18 protein-coding genes are annotated in these 25,141 nt (G+C 62.3%); 11 read left to right on the top strand and 7 right to left on the bottom strand.

All coding sequences use genetic code 11. From position 1 onward, the window contains the following. Positions 1-62: 62 nt before the first annotated feature. From P3T20_RS05015 to P3T20_RS05005, 3 genes are all read left to right on the top strand, one after another. The gene (locus P3T20_RS05015; RefSeq protein WP_074265385.1) at positions 63-1,715 is read left to right on the top strand and encodes an acetolactate synthase large subunit; all 1,653 of its coding nucleotides are present in this window, start codon (positions 63-65) and stop codon (positions 1,713-1,715) included. A 95-nt stretch (positions 1,716-1,810) separates the two neighbouring features. Next, positions 1,811-3,247 carry an aldehyde dehydrogenase family protein gene (locus P3T20_RS05010; RefSeq protein ID WP_429286261.1) on the top strand — a complete coding sequence of 479 codons (1,437 nt, stop codon included), beginning with the start codon at positions 1,811-1,813 and terminating at the stop codon, positions 3,245-3,247. Between the two features lie 405 nt (positions 3,248-3,652). Continuing rightward, positions 3,653-5,122, top strand: a complete 1,470-nt coding sequence (locus P3T20_RS05005; RefSeq protein WP_429286260.1) for a DEAD/DEAH box helicase — start codon at positions 3,653-3,655, stop codon at positions 5,120-5,122. Here P3T20_RS05005 and gluQRS read toward each other — a convergent pair. Then, entirely contained in the window at positions 5,109-6,050 is a 942-nt protein-coding gene (gluQRS, locus tag P3T20_RS05000) for a tRNA glutamyl-Q(34) synthetase GluQRS (RefSeq protein ID WP_429286259.1), read from the bottom strand. The two genes, P3T20_RS05005 and gluQRS, sit on opposite strands and share 14 nt — an antisense overlap. Before the next feature lie 36 nt (positions 6,051-6,086). Continuing rightward, complete coding sequence (locus tag P3T20_RS04995; protein WP_074265381.1) at positions 6,087-6,950, bottom strand: sulfurtransferase; 864 nt, start codon at positions 6,948-6,950, stop codon at positions 6,087-6,089. A 349-nt stretch (positions 6,951-7,299) separates the two neighbouring features. On the opposite strand from P3T20_RS04995, the gene dnaE reads away from it, so the two are divergent. After that, a complete protein-coding gene (gene dnaE / locus P3T20_RS04990; RefSeq protein ID WP_429286665.1) occupies positions 7,300-10,884 on the top strand; it encodes a DNA polymerase III subunit alpha in 3,585 nt (1,194 codons plus the stop codon). A gap of 121 nt (positions 10,885-11,005) precedes the next feature. On the opposite strand, the gene P3T20_RS04985 is transcribed toward dnaE, so the two are convergent. Further along, on the bottom strand, positions 11,006-11,764 hold the full coding sequence (locus P3T20_RS04985) for a glycosyltransferase family 2 protein (RefSeq protein ID WP_429286258.1): 759 nt from the start codon (positions 11,762-11,764) through the stop codon (positions 11,006-11,008). Between the two features lie 243 nt (positions 11,765-12,007). Between P3T20_RS04985 and msbA the strand changes: the two genes are divergently transcribed. Both msbA and P3T20_RS04975 read left to right on the top strand, forming a co-directional pair. Further along, complete coding sequence (gene msbA / locus P3T20_RS04980) at positions 12,008-13,804, top strand: lipid A export permease/ATP-binding protein MsbA (protein ID WP_074266156.1); 1,797 nt, start codon at positions 12,008-12,010, stop codon at positions 13,802-13,804. An 11-nt stretch (positions 13,805-13,815) separates the two neighbouring features. Then, entirely contained in the window at positions 13,816-14,907 is a 1,092-nt protein-coding gene (locus P3T20_RS04975) for a glycosyltransferase family 4 protein (RefSeq protein ID WP_429286664.1), read from the top strand. A 37-nt stretch (positions 14,908-14,944) separates the two neighbouring features. On the opposite strand, the gene P3T20_RS04970 is transcribed toward P3T20_RS04975, so the two are convergent. From P3T20_RS04970 to P3T20_RS04955, 4 genes are all read right to left on the bottom strand, one after another. Then, positions 14,945-15,955: a glycosyltransferase gene (locus P3T20_RS04970; RefSeq protein ID WP_429286257.1), complete on the bottom strand. Its 1,011-nt coding sequence runs from the start codon at positions 15,953-15,955 to the stop codon at positions 14,945-14,947. 157 nt (positions 15,956-16,112) lie between these two features. After that, a complete protein-coding gene (locus P3T20_RS04965; RefSeq protein WP_429286256.1) occupies positions 16,113-17,369 on the bottom strand; it encodes an O-antigen ligase family protein in 1,257 nt (418 codons plus the stop codon). A gap of 423 nt (positions 17,370-17,792) precedes the next feature. Beyond that, entirely contained in the window at positions 17,793-18,086 is a 294-nt protein-coding gene (locus P3T20_RS04960) for a hypothetical protein (RefSeq protein WP_074265378.1), read from the bottom strand. Positions 18,087-18,222: 136 nt separating this feature from the next. Further along, positions 18,223-18,381, bottom strand: a complete 159-nt coding sequence (locus tag P3T20_RS04955; protein WP_429286255.1) for a hypothetical protein — start codon at positions 18,379-18,381, stop codon at positions 18,223-18,225. Positions 18,382-18,763: 382 nt separating this feature from the next. On the opposite strand from P3T20_RS04955, the gene P3T20_RS04950 reads away from it, so the two are divergent. From P3T20_RS04950 to P3T20_RS04930, 5 genes are all read left to right on the top strand, one after another. Continuing rightward, complete coding sequence (locus P3T20_RS04950; RefSeq protein ID WP_074266154.1) at positions 18,764-19,687, top strand: recombination-associated protein RdgC; 924 nt, start codon at positions 18,764-18,766, stop codon at positions 19,685-19,687. A 537-nt stretch (positions 19,688-20,224) separates the two neighbouring features. After that, positions 20,225-21,352, top strand: coding sequence for an OpgC domain-containing protein (locus P3T20_RS04945; protein WP_429286254.1), 1,128 nt, complete (start codon positions 20,225-20,227; stop codon positions 21,350-21,352). Positions 21,353-21,516: 164 nt separating this feature from the next. Beyond that, entirely contained in the window at positions 21,517-22,929 is a 1,413-nt protein-coding gene (locus P3T20_RS04940) for an HdeD family acid-resistance protein (RefSeq protein ID WP_429286253.1), read from the top strand. 391 nt (positions 22,930-23,320) lie between these two features. Then, positions 23,321-24,268, top strand: coding sequence for a transglutaminase family protein (locus tag P3T20_RS04935; RefSeq protein ID WP_429286252.1), 948 nt, complete (start codon positions 23,321-23,323; stop codon positions 24,266-24,268). A 28-nt stretch (positions 24,269-24,296) separates the two neighbouring features. Then, positions 24,297-25,127, top strand: coding sequence for a transglutaminase-like domain-containing protein (locus P3T20_RS04930; RefSeq protein WP_074265376.1), 831 nt, complete (start codon positions 24,297-24,299; stop codon positions 25,125-25,127). The last annotated feature ends 14 nt before the right edge of the window (positions 25,128-25,141 follow it).

Below are 25,141 nucleotides of genomic sequence, written 5' to 3'. Positions count from 1 at the left end.
CCGTTCCCGGATCCCACTGCGTGGGCGTGCCGTCCGCGCTCGTTCGTCAAGCGAGACTCTCAATGAAAGCATCGGATCTGTTCGTCAAGTCGCTGGAAGCCGAAGGCGTCGAATATATCTTCGGCATCCCAGGCGAAGAAAACCTCGATCTCCTCGAGTCGCTGCGCCGCTCCAAAATCAAGCTGATCCTTACACGTCACGAGCAGGCGGCCGGTTTCATGGCTGCGACCTACGGGCGTCTGACGGGGCGCACTGGGGTGTGTCTGTCGACGCTCGGGCCGGGCGCCACCAACTTCGTCACCGCGGCGGCGTATGCGCAGCTAGGCGCCATGCCGATGCTGATGGTCACGGGCCAGAAGCCGATCAAGACCAGCAAGCAGGGGCATTTCCAGATTGTCGACGTGGTACGGATGATGGAGCCGCTCACCAAGTACACACGGCAGATCGTCTCGATCGGCAATATCCCGGCGCTGGTGCGCGAAGCGTTCCGTCAGGCCGAGGAAGAACGCCCCGGCGCGACGCATCTGGAGTTGCCTGAGGACGTCGCCGACGAAGAGGGCGATGGCAAGCCCATTCCCAAGAGCTTCAGCCGCCGTCCGGTCGCGGAGGAGAAGGCGGTTGCGCGGGCGGTCGAGGCGATCACGAGCGCCAGGCATCCGCTGCTGATGATCGGCGCGGGCGGCAATCGCAAGACCACCACCAAGATGCTGCGCGAGTTCGTCGATCAGACCGGTATCCCGTTCTTCACGACGCAGATGGGCAAGGGCGTGATCGACGAATCGCATCCCATGTGGCTCGGCAACGCCACGCTTTCGGACGGCGATTTCGTGCACCGCGCCATCGACCATGCGGACTGCATCATCAACGTGGGCCACGATGTGATCGAGAAGCCGCCGTTCTTCATGCGCGGCACCGATTCGCACGAAAAGACCGTGATTCACGTGAACTTCCTCGGCGCTGAGGTCGATCCGGTGTATTTTCCGCAGATCGAAGTGGTGGGCGATATTGCCAATGCGGTGTGGCAGTTGAAAGAGAGCCTGAAGGAAGGTCAGGAGCATTGGGATTTTTCGCGCTTCAAGGAGATCAAGCAGCACTTCGAGGAGCATCTGGCCAAAGGTCAGAACGACAGCCGTTTCCCGATGTACCCGGTGCGGATCGTCCACGATGTCTACGAGACGACGCCGGTCGACGGCATCGTGTGTCTGGACAACGGCATGTACAAGATCTGGTTCGCACGTTATTACCGCGCGCACGAGCCGAATTCGCTGCTGCTCGACAACGCGCTCGCCTCGATGGGCGCAGGGCTGCCGTCGGCGATTGCAACCAAGATCGTGCACCCGGATCGCAAGGTGATGGCCGTGTGCGGCGACGGCGGTTTCATGATGAACTCGCAGGAGCTCGAGACGGCGGTGCGTCTGAAGCTCGATCTGGTGGTGCTGATCCTGCGCGACGATGCGTTCGGGATGATCCGCTGGAAGCAGGAGAACATGAATTTCCCCGACTACGGGATGACGCTGCGCAACCCTGATTTCGTGGCCTATGCCGAGAGCTACGGTGCCAAGGGGCACCGCATTTCGTCGGCGGACGAGTTTGCGCCTTTGTTGCGCGAATGCTTCGTGACGCCGGGCGTGCATGTGATCGACCTGCCGATCGACTACTCCGATAACGAGCGGGTGCTGAACCGTGAGATCAAGCGGCTGAGTGCGCAACTCTGAGCGCGAGCGGGGCATGCGGTTTGCTGTAATGGCTGCGTTTGCCACATGCCCCGCTTCAACAGGCGTGGAACTGGTCGCATCGAGGAGAACGTGTCATGTTGAAAAAGACTTACCCGTACTACCTGGCCAATGTTGCGGTTGCAGCCAATACCGATCTTGAAGTCACGGACAAATTCAGCGGTGAAGTCGCCACGCGCGTTGCCATGGCTGACGCGGCGGCGATCGACAAGGCCATCGGTCTCGCCGTGGAGGCGCTGCCGGCGCTGCGCGAGTTTCCGCCGTTCAAGCGTCAGGCCGTGCTCGAACACTGCGTGAGCCGTTTCCGCGAGCGTTACGACGAACTGGCAATGGCGCTGTGCATCGAAGCCGGCAAGCCGATCAACGATTCGCGCGGCGAAGTCACGCGGCTGATCGATACGTTCAAGGTTGCCGCGGAAGAAGCGGTGCGTATCGACGGCGAGATCATCAATCTGGAGATTTCGCCGCGCGCGAAGGGCTATCACGGCTATGTGAAGCGCGTGCCGATCGGGCCGTGCTCGTTTATTTCGCCGTTCAATTTTCCGCTCAACCTGACCGCGCACAAGGTGGCGCCAGCGCTCGCCGCGGGCGTGCCGTTCGTGCTGAAACCGGCCAGCCGCACGCCGGTGGGCGCGCTGATCATGGGCGAGATCCTCGCGGAAACGGATCTGCCCAAGGGCGCGTTTTCGATCCTGCCGGCGCATCGCGATGGCGCGGATCTGTTCACCACCGACGAGCGCTTCAAGCTGCTGTCCTTCACCGGTTCGCCGGCTGTGGGCTGGGAACTGAAGCGGAAAGCCGGCAAAAAGAAGGTGATTCTGGAGCTGGGCGGCAACGCAGCGGCGATCGTCGACGGCGATCAGGGCGGCAAGCTCGATTACGTGGTCGACCGGCTCGCGTTCGGTGCGTTCTATCAGTCGGGACAAAGCTGTATCGGCGTGCAGCGGATTCTGGTGCACACGAGCATCTACGATGCGCTGCGCGAGAAGCTGATCGCGAAAACGCGCTCGCTGATCATGGGCGATCCGAAGAACGAAAAGACGTTCGTCGGGCCGATGATTTCCGAATCGGAGTCGAAGCGCCTCGCCGGCTGGATGGAGAGCGCGGTGCTGGACGGCGCCAGGATTGTGGCCGGCGGCAAGGTGGAAGGTGCGATGTTCGAGGCGACGCTACTCGAGGATGTGAAGCGCGATTCGGACCTCTATCGCAAGGAGGCGTTCGGTCCGGTGGCGATTCTGGAGCGCTTCGACGATTTCGATGCGGCGCTCACGACCGTCAACGACAGCGACTTCGGTCTGCAGGCTGGGATATTCACCGATTCGCTCGCCCATGCGCATCAGGCGTGGGACCGGCTGGACGTGGGCGGCGTGGTCATCAACGATGTGCCGTCGTTCCGGGTGGACAACATGCCGTATGGCGGTGTCAAGGATTCCGGGCTCGGGCGTGAGGGCGTCCGCTACGCGATCGAGGATATGACCGAGCTGCGGTTGATGGTGATGCGCGAGACGTGGTGATCTGGGAGTGAGAGTGGCTGAAGGGCGGCGGGCGACCGCTCCAGCTTACGTTTGTCATACGTTTGCAGTTCTTCGGCCACAGCCCGCTCCCGCTTGATGCGCTGTCACAGGACTGTCGCCTGCATACCCTAGTCTGTGCGGGCTTGTAGCCGTTCCCGGCGCTCTTGCGCCCCGTTTTCCGGCGTGTGAGCAGAAAGCGGGCGCATGCGCCATGAGTGTTTTTGCTGAAGTGCTACAATACCGGCCTTTCCGGCGGGTGTTTCCGTCGGCCGGAGCCGGCTGCATCCTTCCCTGACTAAATCGGGTCCCGTGCGGCACGCCGTGGCTCCGCTTCATCCTGATGCCCTACGCGGCCCCGGCCGCTGCCGCGCCCCCCGCGCAGGCGCATTTTTAGCGAAAGCCACCATGTCCGACATAGCCGTCACCCCCGCTACCGCGAACTTCGATCAGTTTGGCCTCGCGCCCGACATCCTGAAAGCCATTGTGGAGCAGGGCTACACGACGCCTACACCGATCCAGGAGCAGGCGATCCCCGTCGTCCTGTCGGGTCGCGATGTGATGGGCGCCGCGCAAACCGGCACCGGCAAGACCGCGAGTTTTTCGCTGCCGATCATCCAGCGTCTGCTGCCGCATGCGAGCACCAGCGCTTCGCCGGCCCGCCACCCGGTGCGTGCCCTGATTCTGACACCGACTCGTGAACTCGCCGACCAGGTTGCCGCCAACGTGCATGCGTACGCTAAACATACGGCGCTGCGTAGTGCTGTGGTGTTCGGTGGCGTGGATATGAATCCGCAGTCGGATCAGCTGCGCCGCGGCGTCGAGATTCTGATCGCGACGCCCGGGCGTCTGCTCGATCATGTGCAGCAGAAGACGGCCAACCTGGGTCAGGTGCAGATGCTGGTGCTGGACGAAGCCGACCGGATGCTCGATATGGGCTTCTTGCCGGATCTGCAGCGCATTCTGAATCTGCTGCCGAAGGAACGTCAGACGCTGCTGTTTTCCGCGACGTTCTCAGGTGAAATCAAGAAGCTGGCGGCGACGTATCTGCGCAATCCGCAGACTATCGAAGTGGCGCGCAGCAATTCGACGGCAACCAATGTTACCCAGACGGTTTATGAAGTGGCCGAAGGGGATAAGACCGGCGCTGTAGTGCAACTGATTCGCGAGCGCGGTTTGAAGCAGGTGATCGTGTTTTGCAACAGCAAGATTGGGGCTAGCCGCCTGGCGCGCAATCTCGAGCGCGACGGGGTAGTGGCTACGGCGATTCACGGCGATCGTACGCAGAACGAGCGGATGCAGGCTCTCGATGCGTTCAAGCGCGGTGAGATCGAAGCGCTGGTTGCTACTGATGTCGCGGCGCGCGGGCTTGATATTGTCGAGCTTCCGGCAGTGATTAACTTCGATCTGCCGTTCAATGCCGAAGATTATGTGCATCGGATTGGGCGCACTGGGCGTGCTGGGGCTTCGGGAGATGCGCTTTCCTTGTGCAGCCCGAATGAACGCAAGCAGCTTGCTGATATCGAGAAGCTGATCAAGCGGCCGCTCGATGTGCAGCGGCTTACTGTTGAGGTGCCTGTTCGGCATCATCATGAAGAGCGCGCGCCGCGGCGTGAGAGGGATGAGCGCGGTGGTGGGCGTCGTCGTGCTGGGGCTGCGGGTTCCGGTGCGGGGGCTTCGTCGTTTGAGCGGCCGCATCATCATCGGCAACAGCCTGTTGACGACTTCTTTTCCAAGCCGTATGAGCCTTCGCCTTCCGCTAGTCGGAAGATTGATGAGACGGATGAGGTTGCTGCTGCGCAGAAGCCGGTTTCGAAGCAGCCGTTGGCTGCGTTGTTGGGTGGGTTTGGGATGCCGAGGCGGACTACTTCTTCTTAAGGAGTCTCGCCCAGGCCGGTATCGCCGCGTCATAGAACGCTTCCAGCGATTCGTGGCGCTCGTTGCCCATATCCAGCCCTAGATGCGCCGCTGCCGCGCGCAGTGCGTCCAACGGACGGCTTGTGTCCAACGCCGTCGCCCCATTTTGCTTGCTTAATTTCTCGCCTTCGCGATTCGTTACCACAGGGACGTGCAGGTAGGACGGTGTCGGCACACCCAGGCAACGTTGCAGGTAGATCTGACGTGCCGTCGAGTCCAACAAGTCGGCGCCTCGCACAATGTGCGTAATGCCCGCGTCCGCGTCATCTACTACCACCGCCAGTTGATATGCCCACTGGTCATCCGCGCGTCGCAACACGAAGTCGCCTACCTCAGTCGCCAGATTCTGCGTCTGAAAATCCTGCCAGCTGTCGTCGAACATGATCGTCTCGGAGCCTCTTTCAGTACGTCTTGCGGGGTTCCCCGCCGCGTCCTCTCCCGCATGCGTCTCGACATCCTCATCCGGCACGCGCAACCTCCACGCGCGCGCGGGTTTGCCGTGCAGGCCGTTGCGGCATGTGCCAGGGTAGGCAAGTGTGGTGTTGCGGGCGTGGGCGTTCAGCAGCGAATCGCTGATCTCCTTGCGTGTGCAGCCGCATGGATACACAAGGCCGGCGGCCCGCAGTTGGTCCAGCGCCTGCTGGTAGCGTTCCGTGCGCTCGCTTTGCCAGATGGGCCGTTCGTCCGCATGCAGGCCGAACTGGTCGAGAGTCTTCAGGATGTCCTCGGCTGCGCCGGGTACCGTGCGCGGTCCGTCGATGTCCTCGATTCTCACCAGCCATACGCCATTGTGCGCGCGTGCATCCAGCCAGCTCGCAAGAGCGCTTACGAGCGAGCCAAAATGCAGCGGCCCCGTGGGGGAGGGGGCAAAACGGCCGCGGTAACTCATGTTCGGGTTCTCGGTCCGGTGCCGTTTTCGTGCCTGTCAGGCTGCGCGCACGGCGTTCCGATCCGGATGGCATTCGGGACACGTCTTGCCCGGGACGTACAGCGGCGATTGTTGAGCCTCTGGACTCACTACTGCGCGGCAGCCAAAGCATTGCGCCGTCGCTGTCGGCTTCAGCTCGGGATCGAGAGCGGTACGGTAGTCGAACACGAAACACTCGCCGTGGTAATGCGCGCCGCCCACTTCCTCGAAATACTTCAGGATGCCACCCTCGAGCTGGTACACGTTTTCGATGCCCACTTCCTTCATGTGGATCGCCGCCTTCTCGCAACGAATCCCGCCGGTGCAGAAGGACACCACCGTCTTGCCTTCCAGGTCGGCGCGGTTCTGTTCGATCACCGCCGGAAACTCGCTGAATTTGTGGATGCGGTAGTCGAGCGCGTCATCGAATGTGCCGACATCCACTTCGAACGCGTTGCGTGTGTCCAGCATTACGACCGGCCGGCCTTCGTCGTCATGGCCACGGTCGAGCCAGGCCTTCAGCGTGGGTGCGTCCACGGACGGCGCGCGGCCCAGTTCCGGCCGGATCGCTGGCTTCTTCATGGTGATGATCTCGCGCTTCAGTTTCACCAGCATGCGGCGGAACGGCTGCTTCTCGGACAGGCTCTCCTTGAACTGCAGCTTCGCGAACTTGCCCTCGAATAGCGGATCGTGGCGGATGTAGTCGATAAACCCCTGCGCGGCTTCCGGTGTGCCTGCGACGAACAGGTTAATGCCCTCGGGCGCGAGCAGGATGGTGCCGCGCAGGCCCAGCGCGTTGCACCGCTCAGTAACGAGCGGGCGCCACTCGGCAGTCGCTTCGAGGGTCTCAAACTGGTAGGCGGCGAGATTGACGATGCTCATGATGGTCCAGCGGTAAAAAAGTGGCCCGGCGGCGCTGCAAACGCACGTGCGGCCGTGGAAGGCCGCGTGCGTGGCGCGGCCACGGCAAATTGGGCGAAACCCGTATTATCCCTCAAGCGGCCGGCTTGCCCGAGTCGGCCGAATGGCTATCCGGTTGCGGCAGCGCAAGGCACGGTTGAATTGTGCCGGGTAGATCGCGTTTTACGCCTTGCAAATGGTGTCGCGCCGGTGGCTCGCGGGGCCGGTCAACGGTTGGCGCCACCGCGATCGCGGGTCGCGCAGTGGCCTCCCCTGGCCGGATGGCTAGCGCGTCTGTTTGCTCTCAAATCTTCGGGAGGGTGGAGTTACAATAACGCCCATGTCAGATCCTCGCTTCGTTCATCTCCGCGTTCACTCCGAATTCTCGATTGCCGACGGCATCGTGCGCCTTGACGACATCGTCGCGGCCGCGGCCAAAGACGGTCAGGGGGCGCTCGCGCTCACCGACCTCGGCAACGCCTTCGGCCTCGTCCGTTTCTACAAGGAAGCCCGCGGCAAAGGGGTCAAACCCATTGCTGGCTGTGATGTCTGGATAACCAATCCGGATGATCGCGACAAGCCCTCGCGCCTGCTGCTTCTGGTTAAAGACAAGCGCGGCTATCTGAACCTGTGCGAGTTGCTCACCAAGGCGTGGCTCACCAATCAGTATCGCGGTCGCGCCGAGGTCGAGGCCGGCTGGCTCGAAACCGGGCTCGGTGAAGGGCTGCTGGCGCTGTCCGGCGCGCAGCAGGGCGATATCGGTATGGCGCTCGCGGCCGGTAACGAAGATGCGGCGCGGCGCAACGCGCAACACTGGGCCAAGGTTTTTCCGAACGGTTTCTATATCGAGTTGCAACGCTGCGGTCAGCCCGGCGGCGACGCCTACGTGCAGCAGGCAGTGACGCTCGCGGCGTCGCTCAAGCTGCCGGTAGTCGCCACTCACCCGCTGCAGTTCATGACGCCCGACGACTTCACCGCGCACGAAGCGCGCGTGTGTATTTCGGAAGGGGACATGCTTGCGAATCCGCGTCGCCAGAAGCGCTTCACGACCGAGCAGTATTTCCGCACGCAAGAGGAAATGGCAGCGTTGTTCGCGGATATTCCGTCGGCGCTTGCCAACACCGTTGAGATTGCGCGCCGCTGCAACCTGACGCTCGAACTCGGCAAGCCGAAGCTGCCGCTGTTTCCGACGCCGGACGGCATGTCGCTCGACGACTACCTTGTGCACCTCTCGAAGGAAGGGCTGGAAAAGCGCCTCGAGCAGTTGTACCCGAACGAGGCGGATCGCGAGGCACAGCGCGAGACGTACTACAACCGCCTCGAATTCGAGTGCGGCACGATCATCAAGATGGGCTTCCCAGGCTACTTCCTGATCGTGGCGGACTTCATTAACTGGGCCAAGAACAATGGCGTGCCGGTTGGGCCGGGCCGGGGTTCGGGCGCGGGCTCGCTGGTCGCCTATGCGCTCGGCGTGACCGACCTCGATCCGCTGCGCTACAACCTGCTGTTCGAACGTTTCCTGAATCCGGAACGGGTGTCGATGCCTGACTTCGACATCGACTTCTGTCAGCACGGGCGCGATCGCGTCATCCAGTACGTGAAGGAAAAGTACGGCGCGGACGCGGTGTCGCAGATCGCCACCTTCGGCACGATGGCGGCGAAGGCGGCCGTGCGCGACATTGGCCGGGTGCTCGATCTCGGCTACATGTTCACCGACGGTATCGCCAAGCTGATTCCGTTCAAACCCGGCAAGCACGTCACGATTGCCGACGCGATGAAGGAAGAGCCGCTGCTACAGGAGCGCTTCGACAACGAAGACGAAGTGCATCAGCTGATCGAACTCGCGCAGCGCGTGGAAGGCTTGACGCGTAACGTCGGCATGCACGCGGGCGGGGTGCTGATCGCGCCCGGCAAGCTCACTGACTTCTGCCCGCTCTACACGCAGGGCGACGAGAGCGGCGTCGTGAGCCAGTACGACAAGGACGACGTGGAAGCGGTCGGCCTCGTCAAGTTCGACTTTTTGGGTCTCACCACGCTGACGATCCTCGACTGGGCCGAGCGCTATATCCGCAGGCTCGATCCGTCGAAGCAGGACTGGTCGCTCGCGCAGGTGCCGCTCGACGATCCGGCGTCGTTCTCGATCCTCAAGAAGGCCAACACGGTCGCCGTGTTCCAGCTGGAAAGTCGCGGCATGCAAGGCATGCTGAAAGACGCGCAACCTGACCGCTTCGAAGACATCATCGCGCTGGTGGCGCTCTACCGTCCAGGCCCGATGGATCTGATCCCGAGCTTTTGCGCGCGCAAGCACGGCCGTGAAGTGGTGGAGTATCCGGACCCGCGCGTCGAACCTGTTCTGAAAGAGACCTACGGCATCATGGTCTATCAGGAGCAGGTGATGCAGATGGCGCAGATCATCGGCGGCTATTCGCTCGGTGGCGCTGACTTGCTGCGTCGCGCGATGGGTAAGAAGAAGGCCGAGGAAATGGCCGAGCACCGCGCGTTGTTCCGCGAAGGTGCAGCGAAGAACGGCCTGACGGGCGAGAAAGCCGACGAAATCTTCGACTTGATGGAGAAGTTCGCCGGCTACGGCTTCAACAAGTCGCACGCGGCGGCCTATGCACTGCTCGCGTATCACACCGCGTGGCTCAAGGCGCACCATCCGGCCGAATTCATGGCAGCGAATATGTCGCTCGCCATGGACGATACCGACAAGGTCAAGATTCTGTTCGAAGACTGCATCACGAACAAGATGGCCGTTTTGCCGCCGGACATCAATCTGTCGGCGTATCGCTTCGAGCCGGTCGCGGAAGCAGACGGCAAGCGTTCGAAGACGATCCGTTATGGTCTGGGCGCTATCAAGGGCAGCGGTCAGAACGCGATTGAAGAAATTCTGCGGGCGCGCGAAGAAGGGCCGTTCATCGACCTGTTCGATTTTTGCAACCGCATCGACCGGCGTATCGTCAACCGTCGGACGGTGGAAGCGCTGATCCGCGCCGGGGCGTTCGACGCGCTGCATGCGAATCGCGCGCAGTTGATCGCATCGGTGTCGCTGGCCATGGAAGCCGCCGATCAAGCCAGCGCTAATGCGATGCAGGCAGGCCTGTTCGACATGGGCGATGCGCCGTCGCAAGGTCATGAGCTTGTCGACGAACCCGAATGGGCGGAAAAGAAGAAACTGCAGGAAGAGAAGGGTGCGCTCGGTTTCTACCTGTCGGGCCACCTTTTCGACGCCTACAAGGACGAAGTGCGCCGCTTCGCGCGCCAGAAAATCGGCGAGCTGAAGGAAGGGCGCGACAAGCTGATCGCCGGCGTGATTGCGTCGCTGCGCACGCAGATGACCCAGCGCGGCAAGATGCTGATTGCACTGCTCGATGACGGCACCGGTCAATGCGAAGTGACGGTCTTCAACGAGACCTTCGAAGCGCACAAGCAGCTCTTCAAGGAAGACGAATTGCTGGTGGTGCAAGGCCAGGCGCGCAACGACGCATTCACCGGTGGCATCCGCTTCACCGTTGAAACCGTGATGGACCTCGGCCGTGCGCGTTGCCGCTATGCAGAGGCGGTCAAGGTGCAGATGAATGGCAACGCCGATGCGCTCGCGCTGCGTCGCGTGCTGGAAGCGCACAGCGCGGGGGCTGATGAGCCGCAGGCCGCGCAGGCACCCGCGACGCCATCGCGCGGCGGTGGTTTCGGTGGTGGCGGCGGCCGCAACGGTGGAGGCTACGGCGGTGATGGCGGCCGTCAACGTCAGCCGGTACACATCCCGAACGGATTAGCGGTGCAGATCGTCTATCGCAGCGAGAATGCCGAGGGCGAAGTACGCCTCGGCGACGCATGGCGCGTCAAGCCCACGGACGAACTGCTCGCGGCGCTGCGTGGCGAGTTCGCTGGAAGTTCGATCGAGATCGTCTACTGACCGGCGCGGCCCGTGCGTTCCGCGCGGGCTCGCTAGCGGCACCTGGCGCGCGCCCGGCGCATCAAAACCCGCGAGAAACACCGGTAGCGCCAGGCACTCGCGTGAAAGCCATGACGTACGCCTACCGCTCCCGCGCGCCCAGGCGTGCGAGCTTCAGAAACCGGTAGTACACCGTTTCCGCGTTGAACATCGCGATCATGAAGCCGGCGCGTCCGTCCAGAAAGCCGCGCCGCAGCACGTAGGTGCGCACGAATGCCCACGCACCGCGCGCAAGCGCCTTGCCAAAGCTGCCGCCTTTGCCTGCGGCGTGGCGTTGTTGCGCGCCCGCTGTCGAATAGGTATCGAGCTTGCGCAGCACGGTTTCGAAGTCTTCGTACGAGTAGTGCATCAACTTGCCGGTCAGGCGTTGTGCCGGCGTATCGAACACTAGCCGTTCATGCACCAGGTCGTCAGAGAAGCGCGCGGCGCCGCGTCTGAAGAGGCGCGGGATCCAGTCCGGATACCAGCCGCTATGCCTGATCCAGTGTCCGCAGAAGCTCGAGAGGCGGTCCACCGCGTAAACCTGCGCGGACGGCGCGTCGATTGCGGCGCGGATCGCCGCAGCGAGCTCGGGCGTGACGATTTCGTCGGCGTCGATGGAGAGGATCCACCCGGTGTCGAGCGCGTCCAGCGCGCGGTTCTTCTGCGGCCCGAAGCCCGGCCAGTCGGGTTCCTGCAGTACGCGGGCGCCGTGTGCGCGGGCAATCTCGACGGTGCCGTCGGTGCTGCCGCCGTCGATCACGACGATCGCGTCGGCGAACGCCACGGCGGCGAGGCACTCGGCCAGGCGCGACGCCGCGTTTTTGGTGATGATGGCGACGCCGAGGGTGGTTTCTTTCATGCCTGATTAGCGGAGAGGGGGCGGATGGGCAAAATGCGTCGGGGAAGTATACACAGCGCACCGCCGTCTCACGCCCTTGGCACTCACCTTGAGCCCGCACGGAACAAACCGTAAGAACCACTACCGGTCTGGTGTCACCGGGGCACAACGGCCCCAGGTATCCAGTTCGCCCAACCGTTTACAATGCGGTATTCAGGATTCGCCCACCGGGCGGATGCCTTGTTCGCCTTTTCAGAGGATTCCTTGAGCGCGAAGCCCACGTTAAGCAAAGTCATCGGTGGATCAGGAGATGTCACATCGCCTGCCGCCTTACTGAGCCGGCTTTGGCCGTATATCAAGCCGGTCCTTTGGACCCTGATTGGTGCGATTGTCGCCATGGCTGTCAGCGCCGGCACTGACGCGCTGATTCCCATGATGCTCAAGCCGCTGCTGGACAAGGGCTTCGGCCCGAATGCCGTGCATGGCCTGGTATGGATGGTGCCGCTTGGTATCCTCGTGCTCGCGGTGGTGCGGGGCGTTTCCCAATACGCGTCGGGGTACCTGATCGCGTACATCTCGAATACGGTCCTGCTACGCTTGCGCCTGGAAATGTTCGAGCGGCTGGTTCACACGAGCGTCGGGTTCTTTCAACGCGAGACCGCAAGTACCGTCATCAACGCAATCGTGTTTGAGGTCAACCAGATTCTCAACGTGCTGTTGGGCGTGCTGATTACGCTGGTGCGCGATTCGCTGACGGTCCTGTACCTGCTCGGCTATCTGTTCTGGCTCGACTGGAAACTGACGTTGATTGTCGCGGTGATGCTGCCGGTAATCGGCTGGGTGATCGGCAAGATCAACCGGAAGCTGCGCCGGCTCAATCGCGAAAACCAGATGTTCACCAATGAGTTGTCGTACATCGTCGAGGAGACGGTGGGCGGCTACAAGGTGGTCAAGGTGCACAACGGCGAGCAGTATGAGATGGATCGCTTTGCTCAAATGAGCCGTCGCCTGCGAGGTTACTCGCTGCGCATGATTGCGTCGGGTGGACTCGCCCAGCCGCTTACCCAGTTTCTGGTGTCGATTGCGCTGGCGGTGGTAGTCACGATTGCGGTCGTGCAATCGGCGCATGGCGGAACCACGGTGGGTGGCTTCGTTGGTTTCATTACGGCGATGCTCCTGATTGTCTCGCCGCTCAAGCATCTGATGGACGTCAATCAGCCGCTGCAACGCGGCATGACCGCTGCCGAACTGATCTTCGGTCTGATCGACGAACCGTCCGAGCCGCAGGGCGGCGGTAAGCCACTTGATCACGCATCGGGCGAAGTCGAGTTCCGCGACGTCTCGTTCAACTATGGCGCCACCAGTACGCACGAACGACAGACCCTCGACCGTGTGTCGTTCAAGGTCGCGCCGGGCGAGATGGTGGCATTGGCGGGCCCCTCGGGCAGCGGCAAAACCACGCTCGTCAACCTGCTGCCGCGTTTCTTCGATCCGACAGACGGCGAGATTCTGGTCGACGGCGTCGCTTTGCCGGAGTACGGCATTCACGCGCTGCGCAGCCAGATTGCCATGGTTAGCCAGGACGTCGTGCTGTTCAACGACACGATCGCGCACAACGTCGCTTACGGCCAGACGGCAGATCCCGAGAAGGTGAAAGCGGCGCTGCAGGCGGCGAACCTGTGGGATACCGTCCAATCCATGCCGAAGGGCACCGAGACGCTGGTCGGCGACAACGGCCTGATGCTCTCGGGCGGTCAGCGCCAGCGTCTGGCGATCGCCCGCGCCATCTACAAGGACGCGCCGATCCTGATCCTCGACGAAGCCACCTCGGCGCTCGATTCGGAATCGGAACGCCATGTGCAGGCCGCGCTGGAAACGCTGATGAAGGGGCGCACCACGCTCGTCATCGCACACCGTCTGTCCACCATCGAGCGTGCCGACCGGATTCTGGTGCTGGAAGCCGGGCGCATCGTCGAGCGCGGCAGTCATCGCGAACTGCTCGAGCAAGACGGGCTGTACGCGCATCTGCATCGCATCCAGTTTCAGCAGAACGCGGCCTGATGCGCTGAATGATGAAAATCGGACTTTCCAGCAATGCGCTGAAACACAGCGGCGGGCTCGAGCGTTACGCGATGGATCTGGTGCGCGGCTTTGCCGCGCGAGGCATGACGCCGGCGTTTTTTGCCCGGCGCTTCGATATGTCGGTGCCGGAAAGCCGCATGGTCGAGACGCATCGCATCAAGGTGTCCTTGCTCCCCGGCAAGCTGCGCGATTACTGGTTTTCATGGCGTTTGCGCCGGGCGCGGCGCGCGGCCAGAGTCGACGTGCTGATCGGCTGCAACCGGGTCGACTCTTCAGAAATTGCGATCTGCGGCGGCACTCATCTCGGGTTTTTGCGTGCGACGGGTCGCGTGCAAAAACGCTCCGATACCTGGCAGATCGCACTCGAGCGCAAGCAGTACGAACAGGCGAGCTTCGTTGTCGCTCACTCGAATCTGATGCGCGACGAACTGCGCGAGCTGTATGGCGTCGCGGAGGCGAAGGTTCGCGTGCTTTACCCGCCGGTCGACGGCGCTCGCTTCAAGCCGGTAGATAGTGAGCAGCGCGGCGCGCTACGGCGCAAGTTCGGCTTCGCGGATCACGAGATCGTGTTGCTATTCCCGTCGAGCAGTCACGAGCGCAAGGGCTTGCCGCTTATCGAAGCGGCGCTGGAAGGGACGACGCTGCCGGTGGTTCTTGCCGTCGCAGGCCGACCGCCCGCGCGCACCTCGGAGCGGGTGCGCTACATCGGCTATGTGAAGGAAATCGAGGACGGTTATCGGGCCGCCGACTTTACGATCCTCGCGTCAAAGTACGAGCCGTTCGGACTGGTGGGCGTCGAATCGGCGATGTGCGGCACGCCGGTGATCTTTCCGTCGAGTATCGGCTGCTGCGATGCGATTGCGTCGCATGCAAAATTCGTCTTCGCGCCGGATGATCTCGCCGATCTGCGCGCCACGCTCGAACGTGCTATTCGGCCTCGGCTCGCCAGCGGCGCAACGTCGCCCACGGCGGCCGCAGCTCCGGCCGATGTCGCACGTGAAGCGGTGCTCTACGACGCAAGCGTTGCGAATCACGTCGATGCGCTGCTGGGGCTAGCCACACAGATAGTCGAGCGTCGCTGAGCGAGAGAACGCGGACGCAGGCGGCAAGCCTGCCGCCTTAGCGTGCTCGCCTGAGCCGCTTGATCCAGAGCGTCGGCGCGTAGACACCCGGAAAGGTACTGTAGAGCAGCATCCGGATCCGCAGCCCCAGTTTGACGTTGTGGCTGGCGGCGATCAGCGTGAGGCGCTCGCCGATCCCGCGAGCGCTGAACATCGAATGAATGAACTGTTCGCGCGCGAGTTTCGGCGCTAGAACGGCGCGCATTCTGTCGCCGAGTCCGGCAATTTCAGCGTCGTGCTGCAGCTGCTTCACTTCAACTAATGCGAAGCCGTTGCCCTGGCGCAATCGTCCCACCAGTTCGGCCACCGTCCGATACCGCCGCTTGCCCGACAGGCCACCGCGCCGGTACCACACCAGCGGTTCACGCAGGCTTAGCGCTCCACCGGAGACGATGGCACGAAAGGTCATCACCTGATCTTCGGCAGCCGTGCCGGGCATCATCGGTCCGAAACGCTCGAACAGCCGGCGCGTCCATGTATGCGCTGCACCCACCAGCCAGGGCCGTTCGGCAGCCCAGTCGTCGAAGCTCCTATACGTGCCGAGATCGGTCGGCTCCATCCGCTCGTGGACGGCGCCGGTTTCGTCCATATCGGCGAGATCGGTGGCGATCAGGTCCGGGCGGCGATCCTGTGCAAGCCAGTACTCGACCACCCGTTCGCAGCGGTTCGGGGCGGACATATCATCACCTGCGGCAACGAACAGCAATTCACCATGGGCCATCCCGGCGAGCCGCGACAGGTGCGCACTGATGCCTTCGTTGCTCGTGTTGCGGCGCGTGACGACCTTGTGCGGTCCGTTATAGCCGCGTACGGCAGCCTCGATCGCGGCGAAGGTGCCGTCGCTCGAAGCGTCGTCGGAGATGATGAGTTCCAGCGGTTCGTAAGTCTGCGCAAGCACGCTGCGCACTGCGTCGCCAACCAGTGTTTCCTGGTTGTAAGCGATCAGTAGCACTGAAGCTAGCGGTTTGGCCGCTACGGCAGACGGGGAGGGCTGGACGCTGTTGTTCATGGCGCGGGCTGAGTTGGCTCGGCTAGATTCTAATCGTTGTTGGACTCTGGCCAGGCATTCTGATTGCCGCTGCCCCAGTTCGCCATTCTGGCGTGCACAGCACTATAAACGAGATGCTTTATCTTGAAAAAGCATCTCGTTTTAACTACTCACCTACCTACCGGATTGCAGGATGCGACAGCTCGCGTTTGCGCGCGTCGATGACGGCCAGAAACGCAGCACTTAGCAGCGCGAGCAGCGACGTGACCATGACGGGCACCAGCACGTCGATCGTCAGGCCGAACACGATCGTACTGAACGACACCGCTAGTCCGGAATAGGCAGCAGCCCGAATCGTGGGATCCTGGTTGCGCCGCTCGCGCCAGAAATGGACGGTCAGGCCGAAATAGAAAATCAGCAGGCAGACCGCGCCGATAGCGCCTGTTTCGGCGATGGTCGAGAAGAAATCGCTGTGGGCGCGCTCGTTGACGATCTCGGTTCTGGCCTGACCGTGCGCGGCGAGGTCGCCGAGCGCCCGCTCCAGTTTGCCCTTGCCGACACCGTACACAGGATGCTCTGTGAACAGTCGGAACGAGGCCTGCCACAACTGCAGGCGCAAGCCGACGGAGGTGTTTTCGTCGCCATGATGCAGCGCGGAGAAATCGGTGGTGGCATCTTCGAGCCGCCGCTCGACGCGTTCAGTCGAAAGCAGCGCAGCGGTGCATACCACGATGGCGAGCGCCGCAACCCACAGGCGCTTCTTGTGCACGAACCAGTGGAACTGGCAGCCGAGCAGGATCGCAAAAATGGGAATCGTAATCCAGCCGCCGCGCGAGCCGGACAGGTAAGAGGCATAGCCACCGCCGACCAGCGCAAGGAGCTTGACCGCAAGCATCCGCCAGTCGCGCGGGCCGTCCCAACCCAGCGTAAAGACGGACAGGAAAGCGAGCAGCAAGGCGGTGTCGCCGAACGGGATCGCGTTCGTGTAGGCATTGCTGGCGCGGCTCGCATCGGTCCAGCCGCCCTGCGGCTGCGCGATCAGAGCCCAGGCGCCCACGGCGATGGCGCCCGCTGCGCAACCCCAGCCGATGGCCCGCAGGTTGCGCGACGGAAACTGGCGCAGCAGCAAAAACAGCGGTAGTGCGAGCGTGAAGCGCGACAGTGCATCGAACTGGCGCGGCAACCAGTAGTGCATCACCAGTTGCTGGAACATGATCGCGACCAGAAACGCGAGCATGCCCAAGGTGTACCAGTTATAGGTGCGTAAACCCTTGAAATAATCCGGAGTGCGTTTGTTGGCGACGGCGGCTCCGAGCGACAGCGCGACGAGTCCGAAGAAACCGTAGCCGGTGCCGCCGCGCCATACGAGGTTCACGGCGGGGGCAAAAAATAGCAAGGCTGTGCTGAGCCAGATCAGACTGGGAGCAAAAATCATAGGCTGTGAATTCTTATGAACGCTACCGTTCCAGTTCGCCGAATGCATGGCCGGAGGCTCGGAGCACTCCTTTTCAAGACGGCAGGGCGATGGCGATTATAACCGCGCGGGGAACTCGACTGCGCCTTGTGGCCGGGGGCGTGCGGCCTCGCGGCGCAATAGGCATGGAGGCGTTCGCAGGGTGCGAAATGGTCCCGATCGGGCCGGAAACACTTCGAATGGCCGGCCCCAACCGGCGCAGAGCCAAGGCTGGCGCGAGTTCCCGGCCATCACAGCAGATCGGCTGCGCATGCCGGGGCTTTCTGAGCATGGCGGCCTGGTCGCGCATGACGTGGTGGTTGGTGGGTTCCCGAGGGCCTGATCGCTATTCATTTCGATTTCTTACGGCGCGGGGAATCTTTGCCGTGCTTGTGGCCCGCCGCGCTAGACGCCGCCCGTCACCAACGACAGTACCGACAGGTCCGGATGCGTCCCGTCGACGATGCTGCGTCCCGTATGCACGGCCTCGTAGCGCGCTTCCTCCATGCTGGCGAACCACTCTTCGCCGTCCGCATGGAACGGCACTACATGACCGGGGATGGCCGGATCCGCGCCAGGATGGCAAACGTAGCCCATGTAGGTGAAACGGCTCTCGCCGGACTGTTTGGGGCGCGGTGACAGGTGGATTTCGAAGCCCTCGTATTCGAGCATTTGCCAGCCGTGGATTTCTTCAGACATGGTTGCCTCCGTTCTGGCCGCGCGCGCAGGGAGCATGTCGGCGCGTGCGGTTGCGATTGGCGGCTTGAAAGCCGCCGCGCCGGCCGCTGCTGGGGCGCGGCCGCTGCCGCGTCGTTTGGGATGGCGGCGACCGGGGTCAGTGCCGGTGCCGCATCCGGTCCCAGAGCCGGTGGCCGTCGAGCCGCGTCGGCGGACGCGTCTTGTGCAACTCGCGCCGGTGATGCGAACTCAGGATCACGATCCCCGTGATGATGACGACCAGTCCCACTACGATGCTGACCATCGATTCCGCCATGGCAGCCTCCATCCAGTTCCACTGCATCTTAAAAGTCTAGGTTATTTGGGCGAAAACCGAAGGACCGTGGCCCGGCGTTGCAGGACTTTTTACTGTTCGACAGCGCCCAGGTGTCTGAGCTGTCGTCTGAACTGCGCCAGTAGGTAGCCTTCAGACGTCAGTTTTCGACGACGCAGCCGTCCTTGACGAGGTGGAGATGGCATTCCAGCAAATCTATCGCCTGACCAGAGCCTCGATGTTCTGCAACTGGCAAGTGAATAGTTATCCGAATCAATGTGAAGCTGAAATCTTTACGCCGGCATGCCATGCATCGTTTGCACACGCATTGTGGTCCCTCACCGGAGCAGTGTCGTATAGAATGGTGCGCTTTGCCTGTACGCCCATGTGGTTCAAAAACCTTCAGCTTCATCGTCTTCCCGTTCCGTGGTCTGTTAACCCCGAGCAGATGGAAAAGTGGCTCGCGCCGCATGCGTTCCAGCCGGGCAGTAGCGTCGAGATGCAAACGCAGGGATGGGCCTCGCCGCGTGATAACGACTCGCTCGTCTACTCGATCAATCGGCAAATGCTGCTGGTGTTTCGCACCGAAAAGAAATTGCTTCCCGCGTCGGTGGTCAACCAGGTGACCAAGGCTCGCGCGCTTGAAGTCGAAGAGCAGCAGGGCTTCAAGCTCGGCCGCAAGCAGATGCGCGAACTGAAGGAGCAGGTCACGGATGAACTCCTACCGCGGGCGTTCAGCATCCGACGTGATACGCGCGTCTGGATCGACACGGTGCACGGCTGGCTCGTGATCGACGCCGCTTCGCAAGCTGTCGCCGACGATGTGCTCGGCCTGCTGGTCAAGTCAATCGATCAGCTGCCGCTCTCGAGCGTGCGTGTTGCACAGTCGCCGGTAGCGGCAATGACGGAATGGCTGTTGTCCGGCGATGCCCCGGCCGGTTTCACGCTCGATCAGGACACGGAGTTGCGGTCCGCCGCGCAAGGCAATGCAACCGTGCGCTACGTTGGGCATGCGCTGGATGTCGAGGACATGCGTCGTCATATCGAAGCGGGCAAGCAATGCATGCGTCTTGCCATGACATGGGACGACCGCGTTTCATTTGTCCTCACACCGTCGCTGACCATCAAGCGCATCACGCCGCTCGACGTGATCAAGGACGCAAGCGACCCCACCGCGCAGAATGACGACGAGCAATTCGACTCGGATATGACGTTGATGACAGGCGAACTCGCGCGCATGTTTGCCGACATCGTCGAAGTGTTGGGCGGCGAGCAGGGTGATGCCATCTTGCAGGCCGCGGCGGCTTGAAACCGGCGTGTTCTGCAAGATGAAAGTACTGCGCAAGCCGGTCGAAAGTCTCGTGAATTTCGCCGATTTTATTTTGTAACCAGGTGTCACTCGCGCGGCGGCGGAGCGGGAAATACAGAATTTCTTCCGCGCCGCCAATTCGCTCTGTCTGCGTCACGCACTTCGATAGACAGGCCGTTCTAGCCTGTCTCCAGGCCCTCCCAAAATCTGACGATGCATCGCGCCCGTGTCGCGCGATGCATCGCCACGTCCGCATGCAGACTGCATGAAATATCCCGACGCAATCTCCAGGGGAACTGCCCAGACACCCTCATGTCGCACTGGGACGATGCGGCTTTTGACGGCCTTTTGACGCTAACGGCATCCGCAGCGTAACGCGCAGAAAAATCGCTGTGGGAAGCCGTAATTGAATGACGGGAGTGCGTGGCATAGCGTTGAGTCGTACCCGATGGTATCCGCAGTAACGGCCAGTCTCTCACCCATTCGCGCCGGCAAGTCTTGCAGATTGCGGCCGAACCGAAAACGGAGTTGTCGTTGATGAATTCGCCCGTCCGGCGATCGCTCGAAATCGACTTCCTGCGCGGAGTCGTTTTGATCGTCATCGCTCTCGATCATATTCAGGGCAGCGTTCTCTCACGTTTCATGCTGCACAACTATGCGTACTGCGATGCGGCCGAAGTCTTCGTGTTTCTTGGCGGCTATGCGTCAGCGGCCGCTTATACGAACGTCGCCACGTACCGTAGCGAACACGCTGCGCAGCGGCGCTTCATCGTGCGGGCATGGGAAATTTATCGCGCTTATCTATTCACGGCGGCGCTGATGCTGCTGGCGGGCGCCGCGCTCATGTTGTGGCGCATCGATTCGCCAGTGGTGCAGGAGACGGGATGGAGCGATGTGCTGCATCACCCGGTCGGCACGTTGCTCGGTGTCGTCACCTTACGTCACCAGCCGTTCCTGTCTTCGGTCTTGCCGATGTACACGCTGTTTGCACTGTGTGTGCCGCTCTCGGTGCCGTTGGCGAATCGTCGGCCCGCTGCGGCGCTGGGCATGAGTCTCGCAGTGTGGCTCGCGTCCACATGGCTGGCGCGCGCTTTGCCAAGCAGTGATCCGGGCGGCTGGGCGTTCAATCCGTTTGCATGGCAACTGATGTTCATGCTCGGAATACTGTGCCGTCTGCATCCGGTGTCGAATGAATTTCAGGTTTCGAAGGCGGGGCGCTGGCTGACCTATGCGGCACTTGCCGTCGCGCTGACCTTTGCGTTCGTCAAGCTGTGCCTCGAGACCCAGGCCACGCCCGGTTACATGAAGCAGAATCTCGCCGCAGTGCGCGTGGTGAGCTTTGTCGTCATTGCATGGCTGATGGCGCAGGCGGTCCGCATGCAGGTGATACGCCGGATCGCCGAGCGGCTGCCGGCGGTCGTCACGGTGGGCAAGCAGGGGCTCGTGTGTTTTGTCGGCGGCACGGTGGTCTCGATCGTCGTGGATACGGCCGTGCGGATGGCGCGTGGCCCCGCCTGGCTGAACGGACTCGCGGGCGATGTGGTCGCGATCGGTGTACTGCTACTGCTTGCGGCCGCGGCGAAAAAATGGAAGGCGCTGCGCGCGCGTCCCGCGCCGATCCGGGGCAGGGTGGTACCGGTCCAGGCGGGCCGGCGCGACGGCTAACCTGGCCTCTCACAAGCGGGCAGGCCACCCGCAACTTCTTCGTACTCCGGCGCAATCCCATTGCGGCATGTCGCAAGCGTGATATATAACGCTGAAAGGCACGTTGCCGCGCAGCTTCCCGCGTGACAACGCTCGATCACGGCGCTGGCACGCGGAGACTGACGATGGTTCGGCTGGTGATGATCCTGCTAGGGGTCGATTATCTGCGCACCCGCTGGCGCGCTCTGACGACGGCAGGCTGGATCAGCGTCGCAATCGGCATCGCGGTCTTCATCGATGCGCTCGACAGTGCGCTCTACTTCCCGATCACGCCGTTCGCCTGCCTGTTCCTGCTCGAGGGGCTCGCCACGCTCGCGGTCGCATGGACCGGCATGGGCGGCCAGCGCACGCTGCGTTACGTGAAGGGCCTTACGTTTTGCGTGGCCGCGCTTCTGATTCTCGCCGGCCATCACCACGGTAATTTCATCCTGTCGATGATCTTCGGCACGCTGTTTCTGACCGATGGCCTGTTGCAGATCATCTCCGCACGCGTCGTGCGTTATCGAACCTGGCGGCTGGCAGTGACAGGTGGAGCGATCGAAATCGCGCTCGCCGTTTTCTTCTATCAGCCGTTCCCGACGCACTACGTGGGCACCGTGCCGTACTGCCTCGGCCTTGGGCTGATGTTCGGCGGCTGGAACATGATCTTGCTGGCCTCGCGCGTGCGGCGGCTGTCGACGAATCCTGCCGTCGCAGCCGATGACGCTGCGCAAGCCGCCAGCGCGACCGCCGCGTCGCAGCAGGCGGCCCCGGCGGTGGTGGAATGGGACGGCCCCCCGGCTGCAGATGAACCCGCGCTGACCGTGCATGTGTGGACGCCGGTGGGGTCATCGAAGGGCGAGGCGCGTCGCCAGCCGATCATCGACCGCTACATTGCCGCGGTGGACCGCAACGGCGTCATCTCGACCGGCCACGCAGCGCTCGAGTCGCCCGAAGGGATCTATATCAGCCTCTATCCTGGCGTGGAGATCGACCGCTCGCCGGACGAGTTCTCGCGGCTCTTGCGCGCCACCCGCGAGAACGACGTACCGGGTCTGTTCCAGCCGGACTACGGGACTGAATCGAAGGCATGGTGCGAATCGACCACCCAGGTGCGCATCCGCAACTACGATCCTGAGCGGCTGCGGCGCTTCTGGGAAACCTACCGGCAGGATACGACCTACAACCTCACTTATCGCAATTGCTCCAGCACGGTTTCGCGCGCTCTGGAAGCGGCGATCGAAGGAGCGTCCGCGCGTGTCTGGGGACGTCATGACGGATGGAAGCCGTTTCTGAGGGTGATCAGCACGCCCGAATTGTGGGTCGCTGCGCAGGTGCGCAAACGGGCCGCGACGATGGCATGGACCCCCGGTCTCACGCTCGACTACGCGCGCGCCCTCAGTATGCTGGCAGACCCGCGGCCATCCGGCTGGGTCAAGATGGCGCGTCTCGCGCTGGGCAAGATGTACCGCTCGCGGCGGCAATGGGCGCAGGAGCAGAAAGCGGCGTCGAGCGTGCACGAGGGCGAGCGTACAGACACCGCAGGACGGGGTGTGTAGCCGTCCAGCGGGCGCAAACACGCCCTGACAGCGCAGGCATTCTGACCGGATTCAGTGTTACCCGGTAAAGTCGAAACACATCAAAGACTTACCGATTTCCCTGGCGAGTTATCAACAGATTTATAAACGTTTTCTGTTGATAACTCCTGGGTCTTCCACACGGGACACGCCGCCCCATAACGATGCGAGCCGCATTGGCGGCGCCGCTCACCGACGATGTCAAGTCTGCCAGGTAGACGCTCCGCGCCTGTGCACAAGCTGATTCGGCCAATCGCATCCAAATGAATGCTTTCAACTAATCTGGCAGGTGTATGCTGGGCCGGAGGATGTTTTCTGCGCAATCAGTGCACCACCCTGAACGTTAGACGCGGCTACATAACGCCGGTGGCAAATGCTGCCGATCCTGCAGCAGCAGGTTTTCAAGGGCGGTCATGTGACTACCGAGTTGATAAAGGAGGTCGGCAAGACGACCGAGCCGCAACGTCTGAGCGTGCGGCACGTAAGCGTCTACCGTTACGCCGAACCGGTGCGCTTCGGCGAACACCGGATGATGTTCCGGCCACGCTCGGGTCACGATGTGCGCGTCGTCGCCACCCAGCTTGTCATCACCCCGACGCCCTCGCGACTGCACTGGCTTCACGATGTATTCGACAATTCTGTGGCGATCGCCAATTTTTCCGGCGAGGCGTCCGAGCTGCAATTCGATAGCCAGGTCACGCTCGAACACTACGAGTCGCCGCTTCCCGATTACGCGCTTGAACCGTACGCCGCTACGTGGCCCTTTGCGTACACGAATGAGGAAGCGTCGGATCTCGTGAATGCGCGCAGCCGGCAATATCCGGACGACGAAGTGAATGTCTGGGCCCGCCGCTTTCTGGCCAAACGTGGACCCACCTCCACGATGACGATGCTGCGTGCCATGACGCAGGAGATCAAGAGCGGTTTTCGCTACGTACGGCGTGCGGAAAAGGGCGTGTACCGTCCCGCCGATACGTTGCGCCACCGCAGCGGCAGTTGCCGCGACTTTGCGGTGCTGATGATGGACGCGGTGCGCTCGCTGGGGCTCGCCGCGCGCTTTGTGAGCGGCTACATCTTCGTACCGGAATTCGATACGACACTGGGCGGCGGCGCAACGCATGCGTGGCTGCAGATTTACCTGCCGGGCGCGGGCTGGGTCGATTTCGATCCGACCAACAGCATCATCGGCAATCGCCATCTGATTCGCGTGGCGGTAGCCTGGAACTACTATCAGGCGCTCCCGTTGTGGGGCACCTGGCACGGCGCAGCGCATTCATTCCGTGGCCTGCAGGTCGACGTGTGCGTGACTGAAGATGTTTGACGGTTTTATTTGAGGCGAGGATGGGGCGATGAAATTGCGCGTTGGTTACGAACTGGTCTACGAGTGTGAGCAAGCCACTCCGATGCTGCTGATGTTGAACACCCACTACTCGCGTGTGCAGGATGTCTTGAGCGCCGATGTGCTGAAGGTCGATCCACCGGTTCCGATTACGCAGTATCGCGACGGCTTCGGCAATCTGTGCAGCCGCATCGTCGCGCCGGCGGGACAGATTGCACTGTCGACCACGGCCGTGCTCGAGATTTCCGCCGAGCCGGAAACGATCGAGCCGAACGGCTATCAGCATCCGGTCGAAGAGCTGCCCAGTGAGACGCTCGTGTATCTGCTTGGCAGCCGCTATTGCGAGACCGATCTGCTAAGCGATCTCGCGTGGCGTCTGTTCGGCAAGACGCCACTCGGACGTCCGCGTGTGCAGGCGATCTGCGATTACGTGCATCGTCATATCGTGTTTGGCTACCATCACGCGCGGCCGACGAAAACCGCCTGGCAGGCATGGAATGAGCGGACCGGCGTGTGCCGCGACTTCGCGCATCTGGGTGTCGCGCTGTGTCGCGCGATGAATATTCCGGCGCGTTATTGCACGGGCTATATCAGCGACATCGGGGTGCCGCCGCCGTATTCCGCAATGGACTTCGCTGCATGGTTCGAGGCTTATCTGGGCGGTACCTGGCAGACCTTCGATCCGCGCAATAACGTGCAACGCACGGGCAGGGTGTTGATGGCGCACGGGCGCGATGCAGCGGACGTGGCATTGAGCAATACGTTTGGGCCGACCAAGCTGGTCAGCTTCAATGTGCATTGCGCGCCGGAATCGGAGACGGCGGTTGCGCCCTCGGCTTGAGGCACGCGCGAGGA

Origin of the sequence: Paraburkholderia sp. GAS206C (genome assembly GCF_050435645.1) — a bacterium.
Lineage (GTDB): Bacteria > Pseudomonadota > Gammaproteobacteria > Burkholderiales > Burkholderiaceae > Paraburkholderia > Paraburkholderia phenazinium_B.
Note: the sequence above shows the minus strand (reverse complement) of the source record. Positions and strands in the feature narration are given on the sequence as shown.